This is a genomic window from Kribbella sp. NPDC026596 (genome assembly GCF_040638415.1).
Taxonomy (GTDB): domain Bacteria; phylum Actinomycetota; class Actinomycetes; order Propionibacteriales; family Kribbellaceae; genus Kribbella.
The window spans coordinates 111089-131519 of record NZ_JBEZYF010000001.1; the positions used below are offsets into that span (position 1 = coordinate 111089).

The following is a 20431-nucleotide window of genomic DNA, read 5'->3' on the forward strand; positions in this document are numbered from 1 at the left end:
CGCGAGACCCTGCCGGGGTGACTGTCGACGAGTTTCACCTGGACGTGCCCGAGACCGACCTGGCCGACCTTCGAGCCCGCCTGGACCTGACCCGCTGGCCGGACGAACTACCCGGTGTCGGCTGGGCGTACGGCGTACCGCTGGGCTACCTCCAGGACCTCGTCGAGTACTGGCGGCACGAGTACGACTGGCGCAAGGCCGAGGCACGGCTGAACGAATGGCCGCAGTTCACCACCACGATCGACGGCGCGAACGTGCATTTCGCCCACGTCCGCTCGCCCGAACCGGACGCGACCCCGCTGATCGTCACCCACGGCTGGCCCGGCTCGTTCGCCGAGTTCACCGAGATCGTCGGCCCGCTGACGAACCCCCGCGCGTACGGCGCCGACCCGGCCGGCGCGTTCCACCTGGTCATGCCGAGTATCCCGGGCTTCGGCCTGTCCGGACCAACCCGGGAGCCCGGCTGGGAGTTCCTGCGAGTGGCCCGCGCGTGGTCCGTCCTGATGACCCGGCTCGGCTACGACCGGTACGGCGTCCAGGGCGGCGACTGGGGTGGCGGCATCTCCCGTGAGCTCGGGCGGATCCACCCCGAGCAGGTGATCGGCGTACATCTCAATCTCCTCCCCAACTCCGGCGCCACCTCCGAGCCGACCCCGGAGGAGCTCGCGCCGCTCGACCAGGCCGAGCGGGATCGCACCTGGGCCTCGTGGCGGCGCTTCCAGCAGTGGCGCAAGGAACAGCAGGGGTACGCCGACCTGCAGTCGACCCGGCCACAGACCCTGGCGTACGCGCTCACCGACTCACCGGTCGGGCAGCTGGCCTGGATCGCGGAGAAGTTCGCGGCCTGGTCCGATCCCGCGTCCGAGATCGACCGCGACCACCTGCTCACGAACGTGATGCTCTATTGGCTCACGCGCACCGCTGGATCCTCCGGTGCGATCTACTACGAGCGTGCGCACGCGTCGTACTGGGGCCGGCCGACCGAGCCGTCCACCACCCCCACCGCGCTGCTCGACCTTGCCCACGACAACTTCATCCCGCTGCGCCACAAGGTCGCCCACACCGACAACATCGTCCGCTGGACCAGCCACCCGCACGGCGGCCACTTCGCCGCCCTCGAACAACCCGACGTCCTGGTTGCCGACATCCGCGCCTTCTTCGCGACTATCGAATCCTGAGCACGAGCTTTCCGGTGCTCCGGCGGGCGAGCAGGTCCTCGTGCGACCGGCGGGCGTCCTCGAGCGGATACTCCGCGCCGACGAGTGGCCTGAGCTTGTGCGACGCCGTCAACGCAAGGAGCTCGGTCAACGGTTCGGCGTACCCGCCCGGCAGGTCCATCGCCGGCACCAGCCAGAATCCCGCGACCGAAAGGTTGCGCTGGGCAAGAGCACTGGGATCGACCGACGGCCGGCCTTCGCGCCCGGCGTTCCCGTAGTTGACCAGCCGGCCGAACCCGGCCAGGCACTCGAGCCCGGCGAGCATCGTCGGTCCACCGGTCGAATCGAGGACCACGTCGACTCCGCGATCGTTGCTCGCGGCCCGGATCCGATCGGCGTACCCGTCCGGATCGTTGTCCACCGCAACATCGGCGCCGAGCTCCAGCGCCAGCTCGCGCTTGGCCGGTGTGGAGGCCGTCGCGATGACCTGTCCGGCGCCGAAGTGCTTGGCGAGCTGAACTGCCAACGAGCCGACGCCACCGGCTGCCGCGTTGACCAGCACCGACTCACCGGCTGCGAGTCGCGCGCTGTTCCGCAGTACATGCCACGCCGTCAGGCCCTGGATCAGCAACGCGAGCGCCTGCCCGTCACTGACGTCGTCGGGTACGTCGACCACCCGGTCCACCGGCGCGACGGCGTACTCGGCGTACCCGCCACCGGTCTCGAAGATGGGGGAGAGCACCCGGTGACCGCTCTCGGTCCGGCCGACGATCTCGACACCCGGGACGAACGGGAGCTTGACGCCGCCGCGATACGAGCCGTCGGTGCGATGCGTGTCAGCGAAGTTCACGCCGGCCGCGCTGACCTCGACGAGGAGTTGATCCGGGCCCGCGACCGGGGGATCGAGCTCTGCAGGAACCAGGACCTCGGGGCCACCGAGCTCGGTGACCTGAATCGCGCGCATGGTCGTCGAGCATAAGCCAGCGGCGGTGCGCCGGCCCGCGCCTGGTCTTGGCCGACGCACCTGCCCGGAGCCCTCCTGACCGAGCCCGTACCCAACTACCCCCGAAGTATGCGTGCCGAACTATCGTGGCGGCATGAGTTTCACCGGGTTCCCGGCCGCCGCGCTGGACTTCTACGACGATCTCGAGATGGACAACACCAAGACCTTCTGGACGGAGCACAAGCAGGTCTACGAGGAATCGGTCCGGGCGCCGATGGCGGCGTTGCTCGGGGAACTCGAGGCGGAGTTCGGGACGGCGAAGCTCTTCCGGCCGTACCGCGATGTCCGGTTCGCGCGCGACAAGACGCCGTACAAGACCCATCAGGGGGCGTTCATCGACGTGGCGCCGTCGACCGGGTGGTACGTCCAGGTGTCGGCGCCGGGCGTGCGGGTGGCGGCCGGCTTCTACGAGGCGAACTCCGAGCGACTGGCCCGGGTCCGGACCGCGATCGACGACGACCGGCGCGGGAAGCAGCTGGAGAAGCTGCTGGCGAAGCTGACCGCGGCCGGCTGGACGGTCGGCGGCGATCGGCTGAAGACGAGCCCGCGCGGGTACGACGCCGAGCACCCGAGGATCGAGCTGCTCCGGCACAAGTCCCTGACCGTCAGCAAGTCCTACGGCTTCGAGCCGATCATCCACAAGCCGGAGCTGGCCGACCAGGTCCGCGCGGACTGGCGGGCCACCAAGCCCCTCATCACCTGGCTGACCGACAACAGCTGAAACGCTGATGCGTCAGCGCTCGTACTCCTTGAGAATCCCGGCGAGGATGTCGCGGGTCTTGTTCGGCGGCGGGGCCGCCACGCAGAGGGACTCCATGGTGGCCGTGTAGCTGTCGAGGTCCTCGAGCTTGTCCAGGTAGAGCGCACTGGTCAGGTGCTCGATGTAGACGATGTCCGGCAGGTCCTGCTCCGGGAAACGGAGAATGCTGTACGCACCGCCGGTGGCGGCGTGGCCGCCCGACTTGAACTGCATGACCTGGAGCGTGAGGTTCGGCAGGTGGGTCATCTCGATCAGGTGCTCCAGCTGCAGGCACATCGGCTTCGTGCCACCGATCGGCCGGCGCAGCACCGACTCGTCGACCACGGCCCACAGGCGCACCGGGTCCGGACGGGTGAGGATGTTCTGGCGGTTGACCCGCAGCGCGACGCGGCGCTCGACCTCCTCGGCCGGGATCAGGCCGCGGCCGAGCTGCACCACCGCACGCACGTAGTCGGTGGTCTGGAGCAGACCGGGGACGAACTGCAGCTCATAGGTACGGATCAGCGTCGCGGCGGCCTCGAGGTCCAGGTAGGAGTGGAACCAGCTCGGCAGCACATCGCCGAACCGGTGCCACCACCCGGGGTTGTTGGCGTCCCGCGCCAGCGACAGCAGCCGCTCGCGCTCCTCGCCGTCGTCCAGGCCGTAGAGGGTGAGCAGGTCGCGGACATCGCGCTCCTTGAACCCGACCCGGCCGAGCTCCATCCGGCTGACCTTGGACTCCGACGAGCGGATCTCCCAGCCGGCGTCGGACCGAGTGATCCCGGCGGCTTCCCGCATTCGCCGCAGGTGCGCTCCGAGGATGATTCGAAGCGCAGTCGGTCCGCTTTGCGCGCCCGACTCCGTCACGTTGTCCTCCCAGGCAGGCCCCACAGCTCAATCAGCGGCGACTTCGACCGCGAATGCACATCATCGCACGCCTGGCAGGCAATCTGCCGAACTTCTTACACAAGCTCTCCGAAATCGTGCCGCTGATCACACAGTGTCATTTCGGACCATGACGTACCGGTGAGTTTGTCAGGACAAAAGCATACCGCCGCGACCGGGCGAACAGTGTTCGACGGGCCCGATCGGGGCTCCCTGCAGGCGGGTACGGGCGATTTCGGGTCACGAACTGGAAAACGTGCGGATGCACGTGCATCGGGCGCTTGCATTCGCAGCGTGCCGACGCCATGATTGATTCATGCACAGAAGGTGAGCTGGATCTCGCGAAAAGTGACAGCGCGCGATCCAGTAGGCCGGTCCTACAGACCCGTCAACGGCCCTCCCGTTGGCATGACTGGTTGGGGAACCCGAGTCGATGAATGACGACGACAGTGAGGCAGCCCAGCACACCGCCGACGTGAGCGGACGTGCGCCCGACGAGCTGACCGAGCGGGAGATCCAGGAACTGGTCGCGCGTTGCCCTGAGCAACAGCGCTGGGCCTTCGAGGGCTGGTTGCGCGGAGTTCGCCACCTCGACGGCGACCCGATCGTGAGCCTGGCCCCATGACCACCGACAGAGCAGTAGGAGGCCGAAAAATGGTGCGGATCTGGCTGGGAGACCACCTGATCGCCGAGTATGTTGCCGAGCCTGACCGCGCCTCGCGGTACCAGCGGGTGATGACGCCGAAGTTCACCGGATTGCGTATCACTGTGGACAATGCGGCCACCGGCAAGGCTTCCGAACTGCCCAGCGAACAGCTCTGGCCGCTCACCGTCCAGTAGTCCGCTCGCGCTCCAGCAACACCAAGGCCGACCCTCGTTCGAGGGTCGGCCTTCGTCGTCTCGGTACGGCGCTCGCCCGGTGTGCGATCGATCGCCCGCGGGCAATCGCCCGGGCCGGGCCGGCCGGCCGCACGTGAGGTTTGCCGCCGACCGCCATACCCGGGCTCTGGATCGAACACAAAGGAAGAGGCCCCTTCGTCACTCGCCTGGCGAAGGGGCCTCTTGCTTCCGGGGTCGCTCAGGCGAGGTAGTCGAACTCGCCGTCGTGAACGCCGCCGAGGAATGCTTCGATCTCGGCCTTGGTGAACACCAGTGCCGGGCCGTCGGTGTGACGCGAGTTCCGCATCGCCACGCCGCCGTCCGGCAGCTTCGCTACCTCGACGCAGTTGCCGTTGGGGCCACTCCGCTGGCTCTTGCGCCAGATCAGCTCGCTGATCGAGTCGCCGGGCATGCCGTTGTAGACAGCAGTCATCAGCTGCACCTTCCGTACGTCCTTGGCATATGCACGTGCATTTGGCCTTGCATTTGCATCGTACACGCTCGAGAGGCCCGTGTCCGCTCCCTTACGTGTAGTGATCGTGTTGCGGTCAAACGACCGTTGGCCCCTCGATTTCGGTTGCGATCCGTAGCGACGCGCCGATCTGGAGGGCGGATAGGCCGCAGCGGCACGCGGCCGGGCGGCGGCCTCGTCGTGCGCGCCGCTGGCGGTGTTTCGCGAAGGTTGGGGGCGCGTCGTTAGCGATTGACGGCGCACGGGTGGGGAAGGGTGTCGGGTGACTTTCATCCGAGGGCTGTATGTCAGGACCTGAAGTGAATCCGAAAAGCCTTATCTGCTTGACGAATCAGGCACTCCGGAGAAGCTTGGATTCGACACTCACGCCGAGCCGAACCACTGTGCTGGCAGGTCTGCAACTGCCCTACGATGACACCAAGAATTCCCGACAAGAAGGCTGCGCCGATGGCGACTTCAGACGGTCCGGATGCGACTCCGGACTTCGACACTTCCCAACCGACCATCGCCCGCGTCTACGACGCCCTGCTCGGTGGTAAAGACAACTTCGCCGCCGACCGCGAGGGCGCGGCACTGTATTTGAAGTACGTGCCGGACGCCGGCCGGTGCGCGATCGAGAACCGCGAGGCCCTGGTCAAGGGCGTGCACTATCTCGTGCGCGAGGCGGGGATCGACCAGTTCCTCGACATCGGCAGCGGTCTGCCGACACAGAAGAACACCCACGAGGCGGCGCAGGAGATCAACCCGGACGTCAAGGTGGCCTACGTCGACAACGACCCGATCGTGCTCGCGCACGGCCGGGCGCTGCTGGCCACCAACAACAGCACCATCGTCGTCACCTCCGACCTGCGTCAGCCGCAGGCCATCCTCGACAACGAGGAGATCCGGAAGCACCTGGACTTCGGCCGTCCGATCGCGTTGATGATCGTCGGCATCCACATGCACTTCCACGACGACGAGAAGCCGGACGAGTGGGTCCGCACGCTGATGGACGCCCTCGTCCCCGGTAGCTACCTGTTCATCACCGACTTCGTCGACACCGGTGAGCCGCTGCAGAAGGGGATGGAGCGGGCCGGCCTGGAGAGCCTCGGCAACGGCTGGATCCGGACCCCTGAGCGGATCGAGCAGCACTTCCTCGGACTGCCGCTGGTGCCCCCTGGCGTGGACTTCCTGGCCCGCTGGTTCCCGGAGGACCCCGAGGGCGACGTTCCGGCCGCGGCGGATCTGGAGCCGTGGCAGCGGATCCTGATGGCGGGTATCGCCAAGAAGGGCTGATCTCACCCTCTGCGACGACAAGGCGCGCATCCCCGACGGGATGCGCGCCTTTTTCGTATGCATGACTTCGCGCAGGGTGGGTACGACTTGAGGTACGCAGGCATGACCGTGGTTCAGCTAAGTGCCACGCCGTGACGACAGTCGCGAGGTCATACCCATGGTTACGAGCATCACCGAGCGGATTTCTGTCCGCTGTTCTACTCCGGCCGATCGGGCCGCCAGAGAAGCAGCCACCCGGGAACTGATGGAACGCAGGGCTGCCAGCACCGACGACAACGAGCGGCAACAACTGCTCGAAGAGGTCGTCGAACTCAACATCGAAATGGCCCGGGGGATCGCGCGCCGCTTTCGCGGCCGCGGCGCCGAGGCCGACGACCTGGAACAGGTCGCGTACCTCGGCCTGGTCAAGGCCGCGCACTACTACCGGCTCGAGGCGGACACTCCGTTCATCGGGTTCGCGATCCCGACCATCCGGGGCGAGGTGAAACGGTACTTCCGCGACTGCGCGTGGACGGTCCGGATCCCGCGCCGGCTCCAGGAGATGCAAGGCACGATCGCCGCCAAGGTGCCCGAGCTCGAGCAGGAGCTGAACCGGGAGCCGACGCCGGCTGAGATCGCCGAGCACCTCGAGGTCGAGGTCATCGAGGTCGAGCAGGCGCTCGCCGCGAAGGGCTGCTTCAACGTCCTCTCGCTGGACCGTCCGGCCGAGGTCGACGCCGAGCTGACGCTGGCCGACGTCGTCGCCGATCTGGACGACGGCAGCATCGACCAGCTGGAGACGGTCGAGATGCTGCAGCCGGTACTGGCCGATCTGGGTGAGCGCGAGCGGCGGATCCTGCAGCTGCGCTTCGTCGAGGGCTGGACCCAGTCCGAGATCGGCAACGACATCGGCGTCAGCCAGATGCAGGTCTCCCGCGTCCTGCGGAAGATCCTGGACGATCTGCGCGACAAGCTGGCCCCGCTGCCGGCTGCCGCCTAGCTCACTCCACGCACCGACCGTCGCAGCCTCGGCAACTTGTTTGCCTGCGGCGAAGTTGACCGAGGCTGAGACGGTCGGTGTGCTTTGTCCTTCCCAGAACCTCGAGGTTCCGGCAGCCTGGTGACGACTCGCCTGTGCGTGAATGTCACACACGGTGCGACGGACCTGCACAATGGTGGAGGATGAGGGGATAGGTCGTTGCTGTTGGCGTTGCGGATGATCAGGACGGTGCCCGCGGACGCGCTTGCTGTGGTACGCGCGTATCCGCCGATGGTGGTGTGCTTCGCGGCAGCGCTGACCGGTACCGCTCTGGTGTTCGACGTCTTCTATCTCGTCGCGAGCCCCGGCCTCACGCTGGCGCTGGTCTATACGGTGCCGGTGCTGGCGGGCCTGCTCGCGGGCCTGATGGCGGCGGCCGACGACGTCGACCTCGCGCAGGGGGTGCTGGTTCGCACCGGCGGTCTGGCCGTTGCCCTCGGCATCACCAACGCGATCGTGGTGGCGATGATCGCCGCGATGAACCGGACCGACCCGTCGAACTGGGCGGCCGGTGGCCAGGCGGTGCTGTTCGCCGGTTGCACGGTGTTTGCGGTGGCTCTGTCGATCGTTGCCTGTCGCAAGCTGATCGATGCGCTCGGCATCGAGCTGCGGACGAAGCTGCCGCGCCGCCGGGTCCGGAAGCCGGTCGCGGCCGCGCCGGTGGCGAGGATCGCGGCACCTCGGCCTCGGGTGAGTAAGGAGTCCGCGGCGCGGGCCAAGCCGGCTCTGGTCGTCGAGGCCCGACCGCCATCGCCGGATGACGAGGAGACCATCCCGGTCTTCGTCCCGCCGCCACCGAAGGTCGTCGACCTGGACGAGGCCCGTCCGGTCACCTCGTCGAGCCAGTTCAGCGGACTGTCCGAGAGGGCGATGCCGCGCCCGCGTCGCACCGGATCTCGGCGTAACAACAAACCGGGGAAACGCCCGGGGACTTAGTAGGTAGAGAGCCGCGGAGCCTCTGGCATCTCGCGGATCACGCTGCTGCCACACTGGGATGGGTCGCAGGGGAGGTCGCTGTGTGGGATCTGGTGGTCGTCGGAGCCGGACCGGCGGGGGCTTCGGCCGCGCTCGGGGCGCTGGTCGCCGACCCGAGTCTCGCGGTGCTGCTGCTCGATCGGCACGACTTCCCCCGGGACAAGGCATGCGGCGACGGCATCGCACCGCACGTGCTCGATCTGCTCGCCGGGGTCGGCGTCACCGGACTCCTCGACGACTGGACGCCGGTACGGCGGTTCGCGCTGACCCGCGGCGACGTCGGAGTGGACCGCGAGATGGCGCGCGCGAACTGGGTGGTGCCGCGGACCGTCTTCGATCAGCGGCTCGTCGAGGCGGCGCAGTCGGCCGGTGCACGGCTCGTCCGTCGGCGGGTCCGTGGTCTCGAGATCGATCAGCGGTCGGTGCTGGTGGACGGCGAGCTCCACGCCCGGTTCGTGGTGGGCGCCGACGGTGCGCATTCCGTCGTACGGCGGGATCTTGGGGTGAAGCCGGGGCCGGCGGCGCTGGCGATCCGCGGGTATGCGCCGACGCCGGCGGCGCGGGCCGCTAGTCAGGTGATCGCGTACGGTCCGGGGCGGCAGCCGTCGTACGCGTGGTCGTTCGACCGTGGTGACGGCTGGTCGAACGTCGGGTACGGCGAACAGCTGGCGAGCGACCGCCCTCGCCCGACCCGGGCCGAGCTGCTCGCACACCTGGACGCATTGTTGCCGGGCGCAACGGATGGCGGGGAGTCGTGGTGGGGACACCATCTACCGCTGTCCGGGTGGTCCTGGCGTCCCGAGGCGGGTCCCGTGATGCTCGCGGGCGACGCTGCCGGGCTGATCAATCCGATGACCGGCGAGGGCATCTACTACGCCGTGGCGACCGGCCTGCTCGCCGGGCGTGCGGTCGCCGATGCGCTGCGGGCGGGCAGTTCCGATGCGGGTACGCCGTACCGTCGCCGGACGACTCACCTCCTGGCGCGGCATCTACGGCATACCGCGCTGACGGCACAGCTCACCCGCTCCGGTCGCGTGCTCGATGCCGGCATCCGCGCGGCCGCCGGCGACCAGGGCATCTTCGACGACCTGGTCGAAATCGGCTTGGCCGATGGCCTGATCACGCCGCGACTGCTGCGGGGACTGGTCAGCGGAGGGCGCGGAGCTGGGCCGGAGTGAGCCTGGCGGGGTTGGGGATCGCGCGATAGGTGTCGTCCAACTGGTCGAGTACGACGGGGTCGCAGTACTCGGCGTACTTCGTCGCGTTGGCGAGGGCATCGGTGATCCGGGCGGAGGGCCAGCCAAGCGCGGTGGCCAGTTGGTCCGCGGTGAGTGGGCGAGCCGCGTGCAGGAGGGCCGCGAGGAGCGTGAACGCGTCGTCGATCACTTCGAAGGCGGGGCCGCCGGACATGTCCTCGCCGAGGCGGTGGAAGAAGTCGGCCATCTGCGTGAGGCGTTCGCCGGCCGGGGTGTCGCGGCCGAGCAGGTCCGCGCCTTCGGTTGCGGTCTCGGCCCAGTTGAGGTTCGTCCGGGCGCTCACCTGCCAGGCCTTCAGCCACACCTCTTCGGCGATGACGTAGTGCTGCAGGCGGCGGTGTGGGTCCGGTTCGCGGTGGACCATGCCGACGTGTTCGAGATAGCCGATCGCCTTGGAGATCGACGCGGGGCTGACGCGGAGCTCGCGGACCAGGTCGGCCGCGGTCAGGCTGGCGGAGTCGGCGGTATAGAGCAGTGCGAGGACGCGCGACACCATTCGGGGCAGACCGCCGTCGACCATCATCGCCGCGAACCGCTCGACGTACTCGCGTCGCCGGCGATCGGCGCCTGACGGCTGCTGGTCATCGGCGCCGGCAGCATCGGCTCTGGCATCGTCGGCGGCCGGCTTGCGGCGGCGGGCTCGGGACACCGTCGCGTAGTGGGCATGGTCGGCGCGGTATCCGTGGGCACCGCCGTTGCGGGCGACCTCGCGGCTGATCGTCGACGTGGGGCGATCGAGGTCCCGGGCGATCTCGGCGTACCCGCGTCCTTCGGTCAGGCCGGTCGCGATGTCGAGCCGGTCCTGGTGGCTCAGCCTGCCTCCGGGCATCGGGGATCCTCTCTGCGTTCACCGTCAGCTCATTGCAACGAATGTCAACCTGGGTTGCGTTCTGCGTCAGACTCATTGCACAGATTGCCAGGTTTCCTGAGGTTTTGCACTCCTTTCGGGCTTCATCGTGATTGCCGATGTGGTGAATGCAACGTAGCTTTCAGGCACTTGTGAAGGAGGTGGACGATGGTTCTGGCGGTCGACGGTCTGCGGATGCGGTACGGCGGCACCGAGGTTCTGCACGATGTCTCGTTCCAGGCCCGGCCGGGTGAGGTGGTCGCCCTGCTCGGGCCGAACGGCGCGGGGAAGAGCACGACGATCGAGATCCTGGAGGGGTTCCGGCTGCGGTCTGCCGGGAACGTCGCGGTGCTCGGAGTGGATCCTGCCGAGGGCGACGAGCGGTGGCGGTCCCGGCTCGGCATCGTGCTGCAGTCCTGGCGCGACCACGGCAACTGGCGGGTGCGTGAGCTGTTGCATCACCTCGGCTCGTACTACGCGCCGTACTCGAGTGCGACCGCCGTACGGCCTTGGGAGACCGGTGAGTTGTTGGATGCGGTGGGGCTCGGCGCGTACGCGGCGCAGAAGATCAAGACGTTGTCCGGCGGGCAGCGGCGCCGGCTCGATGTCGCGATCGGGATCGTCGGGCGGCCGGAACTGCTGTTCCTGGATGAGCCGACCGCGGGGTTCGATCCGGAGGCGCGGTACGAGTTCCACGAGCTGGTGCGGCGGCTCGCGGTCGAGCAGGGCACCACGATCCTGCTCACGACGCATGACCTCGACGAGGCGAGCAAGCTGGCGCATAGCATCCTCATCCTGACCGGCGGCCGGATCGTCGCGGCCGGGACGACGGCCGAGCTGACCACGCTGATCGCAGGGCAGGACGAGGTCCGGTGGATTGTTGACAATCAGCACTTCCGAAAGTCGACACCGGACTCGACCGAGTTCGTCCGCGGCCTCTTCGCGACGTACGGCGCCGCCGTTCGCGAGCTCGAGGTCCGCCGGGCCTCACTGGAAGAGACGTACCTCGCACTCGTCCGAGGACAGGAGCTTGCGTCATGAAACAAGCAGGAGCCGGGACACCGGGGGCCGGGACGCCTGGAGGCGGAGCGCCGGGAGCCGGGTCGCCGGGGAGCGTGGAGCGGACGGCGTCGGGGGCGGACGTGCGGGGGATGTCGCCGCGGGCGGCGGCGGTGCGGGCGGGGTGGCGGCGTGGGGTGATCGAGTTGCGGCAGTCGTTCACCAACGGGGGTGAGTTGTTCAGTCACTTCCTTTGGCCGGTGCTGATGCTCGCCGCCCTGTTCTTCCTGCGGCACCGCGACTTCGGCTCGACCGGGTTCCTGCTCGGCGCCCTGGCCCTGCCGAGCATCCTCGGGATGAACGCCGCGATGGGCATGGTCAGCATGAGCCAGCAGCTCACCGCCGATCGCGAGGACGGCACCTTGTTGCGGGCCAAGGCGATCCCGAACGGCATGCTCGGCTACCTCGTCGGCAAGGTCGTCTCGGTGGCCGGCGGGCTGCTCGCGGATCTCGCCATCCTGCTGATTCCAGGATTGTTGATTGTCGACGGTCTCGCGCTCGGATCAGCGCACTGGCCGACCCTCGGGTGGGTGCTGCTACTCGGTCTGATCGCGACGTTGCCGATCGGGGCGATCCTCGGCTCGGTCTTCACCACCGCCCGGGCACAGGGCCTGATCCAGTTGCCGGTGCTCGCGCTGATCGCGATCTCCGGCATCTTCTATCCGATCACCGCGCTGCCCGGTTGGCTGGAGTGGATCGGACAGCTCACTCCTATCTATTGGATGGGGCTGGGCATGCGGTCGGCGCTGCTCCCGAACAGCGCGGTCGTCGTCGAGCTCGGCGACTCGTGGCGTCACGTCGAGACGGTCGGCGTGCTCGGGATCTGGGCCGTGGGCGGGTTGCTCCTGGCACCCGTCGTACTACGCCGGATGGCTCGCCGGGAGTCCGGCTCGAAGATCGCCGAACGCCGGGAGCGGGCCTTGCAGCGCGTCGCCTGAGATCGTTGGTTCATGGCCGATCTGATGGATGTGTGGGCAGTCGAGCGCCCCGGCCCGATCGACGACGGGCCCTTGCGGCGAGTACGTCGTACTGTGCCGGAACCCGGATCCGGCGAGGTGCTGGTGAAGGTCGAGGTCTGCGGAATCTGCCGGACCGATCTACATCTGTGTGAAGGCGACCTGGAGCCGCGGCGGCCGGGCGTCGTACCGGGGCATCAGGTTGTCGGCGCGGTGGTCGATCGTGGATCGGGCGAGGACCGGTTCGCGAACGGCGACCGGGTGGGGATCGCCTGGCTGCGCGGGACCTGTGGGGTGTGCGAGTTCTGCCGGGCCGGAGCCGAGAACCTGTGCCCGCGGTCGACGTACACGGGCTGGGATGCGGACGGTGGATTCGCCGAGTACGCGGTCGTGCCGCAGGACTACGCGTACGCACTGCCGACCGACCGTCCGGCCGAGGAGCTCGCGCCCTTTCTGTGTGCGGGGATCATCGGCTACCGCTCCTTGCTGCGAGCGAACCTGCCACCGGGCGGCCGCCTCGGCATCTACGGGTTCGGATCGAGCGCGCACCTCACCGCTCAGCTCGCGACCGCGCAGGGCGCCGAGCTCTTCGTGCTGACCCGCGGCGAACAGAATCGGGAGTTGGCGCGCGCCTTGGGTGCCTCGTACGTCGGGGAGACCGCCGACCGACCGCCCGTGCCGCTGGACTCGGCGATCGTGTTCGCCCCGGCTGGTGAGGTGGTGCCGTACGCGCTGGAGGCGCTCAAGCCCGGTGGGACGGTGGCGGTCGCGGGGATCCACCTGAGCGACGTGCCGGTGCTGAACTACGAGCGTCACCTCTTCCATGAACGCGACCTTCGTAGCGTCACGTCCAACACCCGTCGCGACGGGGAGGAACTGTTCCGGCTGGTCGCCCGGCTTCCGGTCAGGCCGCACGTCACAGCGGTGGGCTTCGACGCGGTGGACCGGGCGCTGGCCGACGTGGCCCACGGCCGGGCGGCAGGCTCCCTCGTCGCCGTACTCGACGCCTGAACCAACCTCCGCCCAGGGTGAACAGTTCGGGCCCGGAGATCGTTAGAACTGAGTGAAGATTCGATCAGGGGCTGGGTCCGGGCTTCAGCGGAAGCTGCTAGCTGCGTTAGATTTGATCAAATCTTAGGTGCTAGCCAGGGAGCGTGAGGGCCATATGCGGGATCTGACCAGGCAGGTGTGGTCGGTCCTGGCGGCTGCCCGGTGTGCCTCCCCGCGAGACGGGCAGTGCTGAGCAAGGTTCTCGGCGCGGTGGGTGTGGTCCTGCTGATCGCCGGGGTGGTCTTCGCGGTTCGTCCGGTCCACGTCAACGGTGAGGCCTGCGGTTCGGTCTTCCAGCCCGAGAAGGGCATCACGCCGATGCAGTGCGACGCCCGCCTGAGCAGCCGCGGCGATTTCGTCACCGGCTTCGGCGCCGGCGGAGTCGCCGTCGTCCTGACCGGCTTCGCCGTCGCCGCCATCCGCGACCGCCGCACCCGCGTCACCTCCTGACCCGGACCTGCCGCACTCACCAACCTCACCGGCCTCGCCGGCGGCGACCGTCGGCCGGCTCCTGAGCGGGACCCGGTGGACACTTGATGAGTGCCGGAGGTCCGCTGTTGACCTTGACACTGTGTCAACCGGGAGGGTGGAGGCATGTTCACCATCGGAGACTTCGCGGCGTTCGGGCAGGTGTCTGCCCGGATGCTTCGGCACTACGACGCGATCGGGCTGCTCCGGCCGGCGGTCGTCGACGGCGCGACCGGCTACCGGTACTACTCGGCTGAGCAGTTCAGCAGGCTGAACCGGATCATCGCGCTGAAGGATCTCGGCTTCACGCTGCAGCAGGTGCACGAGATCGTCGACGCCAAGCTGTCCGCCGAGGAACTGCGCGGCATGTTGCGGCTGCGACAGGCCCAGCTCGAGGACGAGCTGGCCCGCAGTTCGGCCCGGCTGACGAGTGTCGAGGCGAGGCTCCGGCTGATCGAGAGAGAAGGTCACATGCCTACTGACGACGTCGTCCTGAAGCACATCGCCCCGACCCGGATCGCCGAGTTGTCGGCGATCTCGGCGAGCTACGACGGTGAGGACATCGGTCCGGTCCTCCAGCCGTTGTTCGGCCAGCTGTTCGAGCGCCTCGGTGCCGCCGGCATCAATCCGTGCGGTTCGCCGGTCGCGTACTACGAGGACGCCGAGAACGAGACGATCCGCGTCCACGCCGCCGTACCCGTCGATGCGGGTACGGCGGCGGACGTCGAGATCACCGAACTCCCCGAGCTCGCGCAGGCCGCGACCATCGTGCACAAGGGCGACATGATGGAAGCCGACCGCAGCATGCAGACGCTGGCCAAGTGGATCGAGGACAACGGCTACCGCAGCCAGGGCTATGCCCGGGAGGTCACACTCCAGTTCGACATGGAGAACCCGGCGAACTGGGTGCACGAGTTCCAGATCCCGGTCACACGGCCACACTGACCGTCGCGAAGGAGTGCGGCGGCAGGGTGACCCGCAGTCCGCGGGGCTCTGGTTCCAGCCCGGTCAACGGAACCGGAGCCACCGCGGCCGGGTCGCTCGTCGTGTTGTACGACTGCGGCTTAGATGCCGTCAGCAACCGTCCCACAGGTTCACGGACGTCGGCGCCGCGTAGGTCCAGTACGACGTCCAGCGACGCACCGGGATCCAGGTTGCTGACCGACACCAGCGCCCGCCCGTGCTTCACCGACGCCGAGGCCGACACCAGCTCCATCGCCTTGCCGTCCAGCTCGTACGGCGTCGGTTGCTCGACGACATGCACCGGTACGGCGACCGCGTCGTGGTGCCCCTTGTTCATCTCGAAGACGTGGTACGTCGGGGTCCGCACGAGCCCACCGTCTTCGTCGGTGAGCAGCATCGCCTGCAACACGTTGACCGTCTGGGCGATGTTCGCCATCACCAACCGGTCCGCGTGCCGGTGGAACACGTCGAAGTGCAGGCTCGCCACCAACGCGTCCCGCATCGCGTTCTGCTGGTACAGGAACCCGGGGTTCGTGCCCGGCTCGACGTCCCACCAGGTGCCCCACTCGTCGAGCACCAGGCCGACCTTGCGCTCGGGGTCGTACGCGTCCATCACCGCGGAGTGGCCGCGGATCACCCGCTCGATGTCCTGCGCCTTGATGATGGTCCGATAGTAGTCGTCGAGGTCGAAGTCGGTCGCGCGGCCCTTGTTCTCCCAGGTCCCGGCGACCGTGTAGTAGTGGAACGAGATCGCCTGGAAGATGTTCTTCGGGTCGCGCCCGCAGCCCAGGCAGCTGATCGCCTTCATCAGCGCCTCGGTCCAGTTCAGGTCGTCGTCGGACGCACCCGCGGCGATCTTGTACAGCTTGTTGTCGCCGTGATCCCGGCAGAACGTCGCGTACCGGCGGGCCAGATCGGCGTACGCCTCGGCGCGCATGTTCCCGCCGCAGCCCCAGGTCTCGTTGCCGATACCCCAGAACGGCACCTTCCACGGCTCGTCGCGGCCGTTGGCCTTGCGCTGCCGGACCATCGGGCTGTCACCGTCGCGGGTCAGGTACTCGACCCATTCGCTCATCTCCTGCACGGTCCCGCTGCCGACGTTGCCGTTGACGTACGGATCCGCGCCGAGCAACTCGCACAACGCCAGGAACTCATGGGTGCCGAAGTGGTTGTTCTCCTCGACGTTGCCCCAGTGCGTGTTGATCATCGACGGCCGGTCCGCCTTCGGCCCGATGCCGTCCTTCCAGTGGTACTCGTCCGCGAAGCAGCCACCCGGCCAGCGCAGGTTCGGGATGTTCAGCGCCCGCAGCGCCTCGACCACGTCGAGCCGGATCCCGCCCTCGTTCGGCAGGCCGGAGTCCTCGCCGACGTAGAAGCCGCCGTAGATGCACCGCCCGAGATGCTCGGCGAAGTGCCCGTACAGATGCCGGCTGATGGTCGGACCCGGTACGTCGAGATCGATCACGACCCGGGCAGAAGATGCTGAAGACAACGAACTCTCCTTGTTCTAGATGCTGCGGCGTAAATCCAGTGCGACAGGCGCGTTCCGGTCGCAGACGAGCCGGTCTCCGTCCGCCCACAGTACGGCGACATGGACGTCGGTCAGCCGGCGCGGATCGGCTACCCCCACACCGGAAGTGCGATGGGTGAAGTAGAAGATCCACCCGACGTGCCGACCATCGGCGTCCCGGCCCACGACGACATCGGCGTGGTGACCGAATCCGCGGTCGGGCTCGTCGAGGATCCGGCCGGCCGGCTCCCACGCGGTCAGGTCCCGCGACCGGTGGACAGCCTGTCCGCGCCAGTCGTCGGTGATCATCCAGTAGAACTCACCGAGCCGGAACACGTTCGGCCCTTCGTGAGGAGCCCCACCGATCACCTGGACAGGCCCCGACCACGCGGTGAGGTCCGGCGAGTCGACCGACCAGGTGGTCGAGCCATGTGCCTCGTCCTTGTACCAGAGCCGCCACCCACCGGTCGGCAGTTCGTAGGCGCACGCGTCGATGACCCGATCCGACGACAGCGGCAGCACACCGTCGTACCGCCAATCGGTCAGGTCCGTCGAGGTGTGGTGCAAGATCGTGCGCGGGTGACCTGCCCACTGATCCGGTACGCCGGTGATGTAGCTGGTGAACATGTGGTACCGATCGCCGGCCAGGATCACCTCGGGTGCCCAGAGTGTGTTGCGGCCCGGATGCGGATCGATGCCCGCGGCAACACCGTCGTACTGCCAGGTCAGGCCGCCGTCGAACGAGCGCGCGACGCCGATGTCCGTGCCGTGTACCCAGCGGTGGCCGTCGTCCGGCTCGTGCGCGCGGCGCTGGGTGTAGAACATCCACCAGGAGCCGTCCGGCCCGGCGATCAGGGCCGGATCCGTCGGCGCCAGGTGGACGGGATCCGTGTAGAGCATCAAGACTTCACGCTTCCTGCCAGGAGACCGCTGACGATGTGGCGCTGCGTGAGGATGAAGAAGACCACCATCGGGATCAGGACCAGAACGCTCATCGTCATGAACGCCGGCCAGTCGGTCGAGAACTCGCCGACCGAGCGGTAGACCTGCAGCACCAGGGTGGCCTTCTCCGGCGAACTCAGGAACACGTTCGGGGTGATGAAGTCGTTCCAGATCCCCATCGTCTGGAAGATCCCGACCGTGACCAGGATCGGCCGGATCAGCGGCAGCACGATCCGCCAGTAGATCTGGAATGCCCCGGCGCCGTCGATCCGCGCCGCCTCGATGATCTCGAACGGCAGCCGGCTGATGTACGCCTGGATCAGGAAGTAGCAGAAGATCGCGCCGCCGGAGTAGATGATCACCAGCCCGCGCAACGTGTCGACCAGTTCCGCCCCGACGAGCATCCGGTACAGCGGGATCAGCGTCGACTGCCCCGGCACGATGAACCCGAGCAGCAGCAGAGCCCCGAAGATCCGGTTGAACCGGCTGGCCCGCATCGCCATCGCGTACGCCGCCGTCGAGCCGACGAACAGCTGGACCAACAGCGCCGCGATCGTGACCAGCAGGGTGTTCAGGAAGCTCCGGCCGAGCGGCACTGTCTCGAAGATCCGCTGGTAGTTGTCCAGGAACAGCCGCGTCGGCAACGCCAGCGGCGACCGGGTCATCTCCTCCTGCGTCTTCACCGTGTTGACGACGATGTAGTACAGCGGTACGCCGACCAGACCCGCCAGCGCGATCATCACCGCGCTGGTAAGCGGAGACCGTCGTTGTTTCACAGCACTCTCCGTTCGATTCGGCGGGAGGCCCAGAGTTGGGCGACCGCGACCAGGGCGACAGCGAAGGTGAACAGGACAGCCAGGGCGGACGCCAGGCCGTAGCGGCCCTGCGCGACGCCGCTGGTGATGATCGACTGCGTGATCGTGTACGTCGAGTACCCCGGACCGCCCTTGGTCAGGGTGAACGGCAGGTCGAACACCTTGAGCCCGCCGGTCATCAGCAGGAAGTTGCTGATGACAATCGCCGGCGTGAGCAACGGCAGGGTGAGGTGGAAGAACTGTTGCCGCGCGGAGGCGCCGTCGATGGTTGCCACCTCGTAGTAATCGGTCGGAATCGACTGCAGGTAAGCCAGATACAGCATCGCGTGCCATCCGGCGCCACCCCAGACAGCGACCACGATGACCGACAATCGCGCCAACGTCGCATCCGACAACCAGGGGTACGGCCCGGCGTGGAACACACTCTCAAGGACGGAGTTCAGTACGCCGGAGCCGAGCGGCGACAGGATGTAGCCCCAGACCAGGCCCAGGATCGCGATACTCGGGATGGCCGGGAAGAAGAACACCGACCGGACGAAGTTCCGGCCGAAGAACTTCTTGTTCAGTACGACGGCCAGCGGGATCGCGCACGCCGTGATCAGCACCGCCGTACCGATCGTGTAGGCGAGCGTGAACCCGAGTCCGGCCAGCATCGACGGATCCGTGAGGACCTTGTGGTAGTTCGACAGCCCGACGAACTTCACGTCGGCCGAGTAGCCGGTGAAGTCGGTGAAACTCCAGTAGAACGTCTGCGTCAGCGGCACCACCAGGAGCACCACGAAGACCAGGGCCACCGGCACCAGGAACAGCTGGTTCGCAGACGTCGCCCGCGCCTTCTCCCAGCTGAACCCGGGACGTGGTCGTTCCGCTCCGGCCCGGACCTGGGAGGTGGTCCGGGCCGGAGCGAGTTGGCTTGTGGTCACGACGTACTCGCGAGCTTGGCGTCGAGGGCGGTCGCGACCTGCTCGGGGGTCGCCTTGCCCTGGACCAGCAACTGAAGCTGCGCGGTCGCCTCGACGTTCAGGATGTCCTCGGCCCGCTTCCACGCGATCTGCGGGAGGTAGACGTTCCCGGCCCGGACGTCCTTGACGATCGGGCTCAGCGCCGGGTCGAGCGTCGGCTCGAAGTCGGTGGTGACGGTGATCGCGCCGGTCGCCTTCTGGTACAGGGCCATCGCCTCGGGCGTGTCCAGGAACGCGAGGAACTTCTCCGCGGCCTCCGGGTTCTTCGCCTTCGCGTTGATCGCGTAGCCCGGGCTGGCGGCCCCGGCCAGGTACGGCTTGCGGTCGTCGATCCCGGGGATCGGCGCCATCTCGATCTTCAATTTCGGCGCCGCCTTGCGGACCCCGGGAATGTCCCACGGGCCGGCGACCATCATCGCGACCTTGCCGGTCGCGAACTCGGTCCGGACCTGGTCACCAGTCAGGCCGACGACCGCCGGCGTGACCAGGCCCTCGGTCCACAGCCGCGACCACTGTGTGAGCGGCTCGACCCAGTAGTCCTTGAACTTCGCGGACCCGTCGAAGATCTTCGTGTCCATCGAGTTGCCGTCGGCCGCGCTCTCCGCGCCCAGGAACGCCGACAGCGGCGTGGACATCGCCTGCACCGACTCCAGGTACGGCGTGACCCCGGCGTTCTTCAGTTTGTGGCACAGGGCAAGGAACTCGTCCCAGGTCTGCGGGATCGTGGTCGCGCCCGCCTTGGCCAAAAGGTCCTTGTTGTAGAGAATCCCCGCGCCCCACGACGCCACCGACAGGCCGTACACCGCGCCGTCGGAGCCGGAGTACGTGGTCTGGTTGAACTTCGGCACGTTCTTCAGGAACGGCTTGTCCCTCAGATCGACGACATGCTTGCCGTTGATCAGGTTGGTCTTGTTCTCGGCGGCGATCGCGAAGACGTCGGCCGCCGTACCGGACAGGATCCGCGACTGCAGTGTGGAGATGTACTCCGCGACCGGCGGAGCGTTGGAGAACTCGACCTTCAGGCCGGGATTGTCCTGCTCGAACTTGGCGATCAGCGGCTTCATCGTGTCTTCTCCGTCCCAGGAGAAGAAGGTGAGTTTGCCGCTGCCACCGCCGCTGTCCGACGAACCGCCACAGGCGGCGAGGGGGACGGCGAGCGCGACGGCAGCCAGGGCGGCTACTGTACGGCGCAGTTTCATC

At 67.8% G+C, this 20431-nt stretch carries 22 protein-coding genes; 13 read left to right on the forward strand and 9 right to left on the reverse strand.

What is annotated here, in order from left to right; all coding sequences use genetic code 11:
- Positions 1–17 precede the first annotated feature (17 nt).
- Positions 18–1178 (forward strand): epoxide hydrolase family protein, encoded by a 1161-nt coding sequence (locus tag AB0E63_RS00545; RefSeq protein WP_360359077.1) that lies wholly within the window; start codon positions 18–20, stop codon positions 1176–1178.
- Here AB0E63_RS00545 and AB0E63_RS00550 read toward each other — a convergent pair.
- Positions 1165–2121: an NADPH:quinone oxidoreductase family protein gene (locus AB0E63_RS00550; protein WP_360359078.1), complete on the reverse strand. Its 957-nt coding sequence runs from the start codon at positions 2119–2121 to the stop codon at positions 1165–1167. The two genes, AB0E63_RS00545 and AB0E63_RS00550, sit on opposite strands and share 14 nt — an antisense overlap.
- A 133-nt stretch (positions 2122–2254) precedes the next feature.
- Here AB0E63_RS00550 and AB0E63_RS00555 point away from each other — a divergent pair, with 133 nt between their 5' ends.
- Positions 2255–2881, forward strand: coding sequence for a DUF2461 domain-containing protein (locus AB0E63_RS00555; RefSeq protein ID WP_360359080.1), 627 nt, complete (start codon positions 2255–2257; stop codon positions 2879–2881).
- 12 nt (positions 2882–2893) lie between these two features.
- Here the strand turns inward: AB0E63_RS00555 and AB0E63_RS00560 are convergent, their stop codons facing one another.
- Positions 2894–3766, reverse strand: a complete 873-nt coding sequence (locus AB0E63_RS00560) for a helix-turn-helix transcriptional regulator (protein WP_360359082.1) — start codon at positions 3764–3766, stop codon at positions 2894–2896.
- A 451-nt stretch (positions 3767–4217) separates the two neighbouring features.
- On the opposite strand from AB0E63_RS00560, the gene AB0E63_RS00565 reads away from it, so the two are divergent.
- Both AB0E63_RS00565 and AB0E63_RS00570 read left to right on the forward strand, forming a co-directional pair.
- The gene (locus AB0E63_RS00565) at positions 4218–4409 is read left to right on the forward strand and encodes a hypothetical protein (RefSeq protein ID WP_360359084.1); all 192 of its coding nucleotides are present in this window, start codon (positions 4218–4220) and stop codon (positions 4407–4409) included.
- A 29-nt stretch (positions 4410–4438) separates the two neighbouring features.
- Complete coding sequence (locus tag AB0E63_RS00570; RefSeq protein ID WP_130383591.1) at positions 4439–4624, forward strand: hypothetical protein; 186 nt, start codon at positions 4439–4441, stop codon at positions 4622–4624.
- A gap of 238 nt (positions 4625–4862) precedes the next feature.
- On the opposite strand, the gene AB0E63_RS00575 is transcribed toward AB0E63_RS00570, so the two are convergent.
- On the reverse strand, positions 4863–5096 hold the full coding sequence (locus tag AB0E63_RS00575) for a DUF397 domain-containing protein (RefSeq protein ID WP_360359086.1): 234 nt from the start codon (positions 5094–5096) through the stop codon (positions 4863–4865).
- Positions 5097–5582: 486 nt separating this feature from the next.
- Between AB0E63_RS00575 and AB0E63_RS00580 the strand changes: the two genes are divergently transcribed.
- The 4 genes from AB0E63_RS00580 to AB0E63_RS00595 all read left to right on the forward strand — a co-directional run bounded on the left by AB0E63_RS00580 (position 5583) and on the right by AB0E63_RS00595 (position 9581).
- The gene (locus tag AB0E63_RS00580; protein ID WP_360359088.1) at positions 5583–6410 is read left to right on the forward strand and encodes an SAM-dependent methyltransferase; all 828 of its coding nucleotides are present in this window, start codon (positions 5583–5585) and stop codon (positions 6408–6410) included.
- Between the two features lie 157 nt (positions 6411–6567).
- Complete coding sequence (locus tag AB0E63_RS00585; protein ID WP_360359090.1) at positions 6568–7389, forward strand: SigB/SigF/SigG family RNA polymerase sigma factor; 822 nt, start codon at positions 6568–6570, stop codon at positions 7387–7389.
- Between the two features lie 216 nt (positions 7390–7605).
- The gene (locus AB0E63_RS00590; protein ID WP_360359092.1) at positions 7606–8364 is read left to right on the forward strand and encodes a hypothetical protein; all 759 of its coding nucleotides are present in this window, start codon (positions 7606–7608) and stop codon (positions 8362–8364) included.
- A gap of 80 nt (positions 8365–8444) precedes the next feature.
- On the forward strand, positions 8445–9581 hold the full coding sequence (locus AB0E63_RS00595; RefSeq protein ID WP_360359094.1) for an NAD(P)/FAD-dependent oxidoreductase: 1137 nt from the start codon (positions 8445–8447) through the stop codon (positions 9579–9581).
- Here AB0E63_RS00595 and AB0E63_RS00600 read toward each other — a convergent pair.
- Entirely contained in the window at positions 9550–10488 is a 939-nt protein-coding gene (locus tag AB0E63_RS00600) for a helix-turn-helix domain-containing protein (protein WP_360359096.1), read from the reverse strand. The two genes, AB0E63_RS00595 and AB0E63_RS00600, sit on opposite strands and share 32 nt — an antisense overlap.
- A gap of 186 nt (positions 10489–10674) precedes the next feature.
- Here AB0E63_RS00600 and AB0E63_RS00605 point away from each other — a divergent pair, with 186 nt between their 5' ends.
- The 5 genes from AB0E63_RS00605 to AB0E63_RS00625 all read left to right on the forward strand — a co-directional run bounded on the left by AB0E63_RS00605 (position 10675) and on the right by AB0E63_RS00625 (position 14984).
- Positions 10675–11547: an ABC transporter ATP-binding protein gene (locus tag AB0E63_RS00605; RefSeq protein WP_360359098.1), complete on the forward strand. Its 873-nt coding sequence runs from the start codon at positions 10675–10677 to the stop codon at positions 11545–11547.
- Complete coding sequence (locus AB0E63_RS00610) at positions 11544–12503, forward strand: ABC transporter permease (RefSeq protein ID WP_360359099.1); 960 nt, start codon at positions 11544–11546, stop codon at positions 12501–12503. The genes AB0E63_RS00605 and AB0E63_RS00610 overlap by 4 nt, the downstream gene beginning before the upstream one ends.
- Positions 12504–12515: 12 nt before the next feature.
- Positions 12516–13532, forward strand: coding sequence for a zinc-dependent alcohol dehydrogenase family protein (locus AB0E63_RS00615; protein WP_360359102.1), 1017 nt, complete (start codon positions 12516–12518; stop codon positions 13530–13532).
- A 225-nt stretch (positions 13533–13757) separates the two neighbouring features.
- Complete coding sequence (locus AB0E63_RS00620; protein ID WP_360359105.1) at positions 13758–14021, forward strand: hypothetical protein; 264 nt, start codon at positions 13758–13760, stop codon at positions 14019–14021.
- A gap of 144 nt (positions 14022–14165) precedes the next feature.
- Positions 14166–14984, forward strand: a complete 819-nt coding sequence (locus tag AB0E63_RS00625) for a MerR family transcriptional regulator (RefSeq protein WP_360359107.1) — start codon at positions 14166–14168, stop codon at positions 14982–14984.
- On the opposite strand, the gene AB0E63_RS00630 is transcribed toward AB0E63_RS00625, so the two are convergent.
- From AB0E63_RS00630 to AB0E63_RS00650, 5 genes are read right to left on the reverse strand one after another with little or no spacing between them, the layout of a single operon-like run.
- Positions 14968–16494: an alpha-L-arabinofuranosidase C-terminal domain-containing protein gene (locus AB0E63_RS00630; protein ID WP_360359110.1), complete on the reverse strand. Its 1527-nt coding sequence runs from the start codon at positions 16492–16494 to the stop codon at positions 14968–14970. The genes AB0E63_RS00625 and AB0E63_RS00630 overlap by 17 nt on opposite strands.
- A 15-nt stretch (positions 16495–16509) precedes the next feature.
- Positions 16510–17412: a hypothetical protein gene (locus AB0E63_RS00635; protein WP_360359113.1), complete on the reverse strand. Its 903-nt coding sequence runs from the start codon at positions 17410–17412 to the stop codon at positions 16510–16512.
- Entirely contained in the window at positions 17412–18230 is an 819-nt protein-coding gene (locus tag AB0E63_RS00640) for a carbohydrate ABC transporter permease (RefSeq protein WP_360359116.1), read from the reverse strand. The genes AB0E63_RS00635 and AB0E63_RS00640 overlap by 1 nt, the downstream gene beginning before the upstream one ends.
- Positions 18227–19192 (reverse strand): sugar ABC transporter permease, encoded by a 966-nt coding sequence (locus AB0E63_RS00645; RefSeq protein WP_360359119.1) that lies wholly within the window; start codon positions 19190–19192, stop codon positions 18227–18229. The genes AB0E63_RS00640 and AB0E63_RS00645 overlap by 4 nt, the downstream gene beginning before the upstream one ends.
- The gene (locus AB0E63_RS00650; protein WP_360359122.1) at positions 19189–20430 is read right to left on the reverse strand and encodes an extracellular solute-binding protein; all 1242 of its coding nucleotides are present in this window, start codon (positions 20428–20430) and stop codon (positions 19189–19191) included. The genes AB0E63_RS00645 and AB0E63_RS00650 overlap by 4 nt, the downstream gene beginning before the upstream one ends.
- Between the last annotated feature and the right edge of the window lies 1 nt (position 20431).

Excerpts from the sequence above, each read along its gene's own strand:
- AB0E63_RS00550 (WP_360359078.1), bottom strand. The coding sequence starts at position 2,121 with ATGCGCGCGATTCAGGTCACCGAGCTCGGTGGCCCCGAGGTCCTGGTT.
- AB0E63_RS00555 (WP_360359080.1), top strand. The coding sequence starts at position 2,255 with ATGAGTTTCACCGGGTTCCCGGCCGCCGCGCTGGACTTCTACGACGAT.
- AB0E63_RS00565 (WP_360359084.1), top strand. The coding sequence starts at position 4,218 with ATGAATGACGACGACAGTGAGGCAGCCCAGCACACCGCCGACGTGAGC.
- AB0E63_RS00570 (WP_130383591.1), top strand. The coding sequence starts at position 4,439 with ATGGTGCGGATCTGGCTGGGAGACCACCTGATCGCCGAGTATGTTGCC.
- AB0E63_RS00575 (WP_360359086.1), bottom strand. The coding sequence starts at position 5,096 with ATGACTGCTGTCTACAACGGCATGCCCGGCGACTCGATCAGCGAGCTG.
- AB0E63_RS00580 (WP_360359088.1), top strand. The coding sequence starts at position 5,583 with ATGGCGACTTCAGACGGTCCGGATGCGACTCCGGACTTCGACACTTCC.
- AB0E63_RS00585 (WP_360359090.1), top strand. The coding sequence starts at position 6,568 with ATGGTTACGAGCATCACCGAGCGGATTTCTGTCCGCTGTTCTACTCCG.
- AB0E63_RS00590 (WP_360359092.1), top strand. The coding sequence starts at position 7,606 with ATGATCAGGACGGTGCCCGCGGACGCGCTTGCTGTGGTACGCGCGTAT.
- AB0E63_RS00600 (WP_360359096.1), bottom strand. The coding sequence starts at position 10,488 with ATGCCCGGAGGCAGGCTGAGCCACCAGGACCGGCTCGACATCGCGACC.
- AB0E63_RS00605 (WP_360359098.1), top strand. The coding sequence starts at position 10,675 with ATGGTTCTGGCGGTCGACGGTCTGCGGATGCGGTACGGCGGCACCGAG.
- AB0E63_RS00610 (WP_360359099.1), top strand. The coding sequence starts at position 11,544 with ATGAAACAAGCAGGAGCCGGGACACCGGGGGCCGGGACGCCTGGAGGC.
- AB0E63_RS00615 (WP_360359102.1), top strand. The coding sequence starts at position 12,516 with ATGGCCGATCTGATGGATGTGTGGGCAGTCGAGCGCCCCGGCCCGATC.
- AB0E63_RS00625 (WP_360359107.1), top strand. The coding sequence starts at position 14,166 with ATGTTCACCATCGGAGACTTCGCGGCGTTCGGGCAGGTGTCTGCCCGG.
- AB0E63_RS00635 (WP_360359113.1), bottom strand. The coding sequence starts at position 17,412 with ATGCTCTACACGGATCCCGTCCACCTGGCGCCGACGGATCCGGCCCTG.
- AB0E63_RS00650 (WP_360359122.1), bottom strand. The coding sequence starts at position 20,430 with ATGAAACTGCGCCGTACAGTAGCCGCCCTGGCTGCCGTCGCGCTCGCC.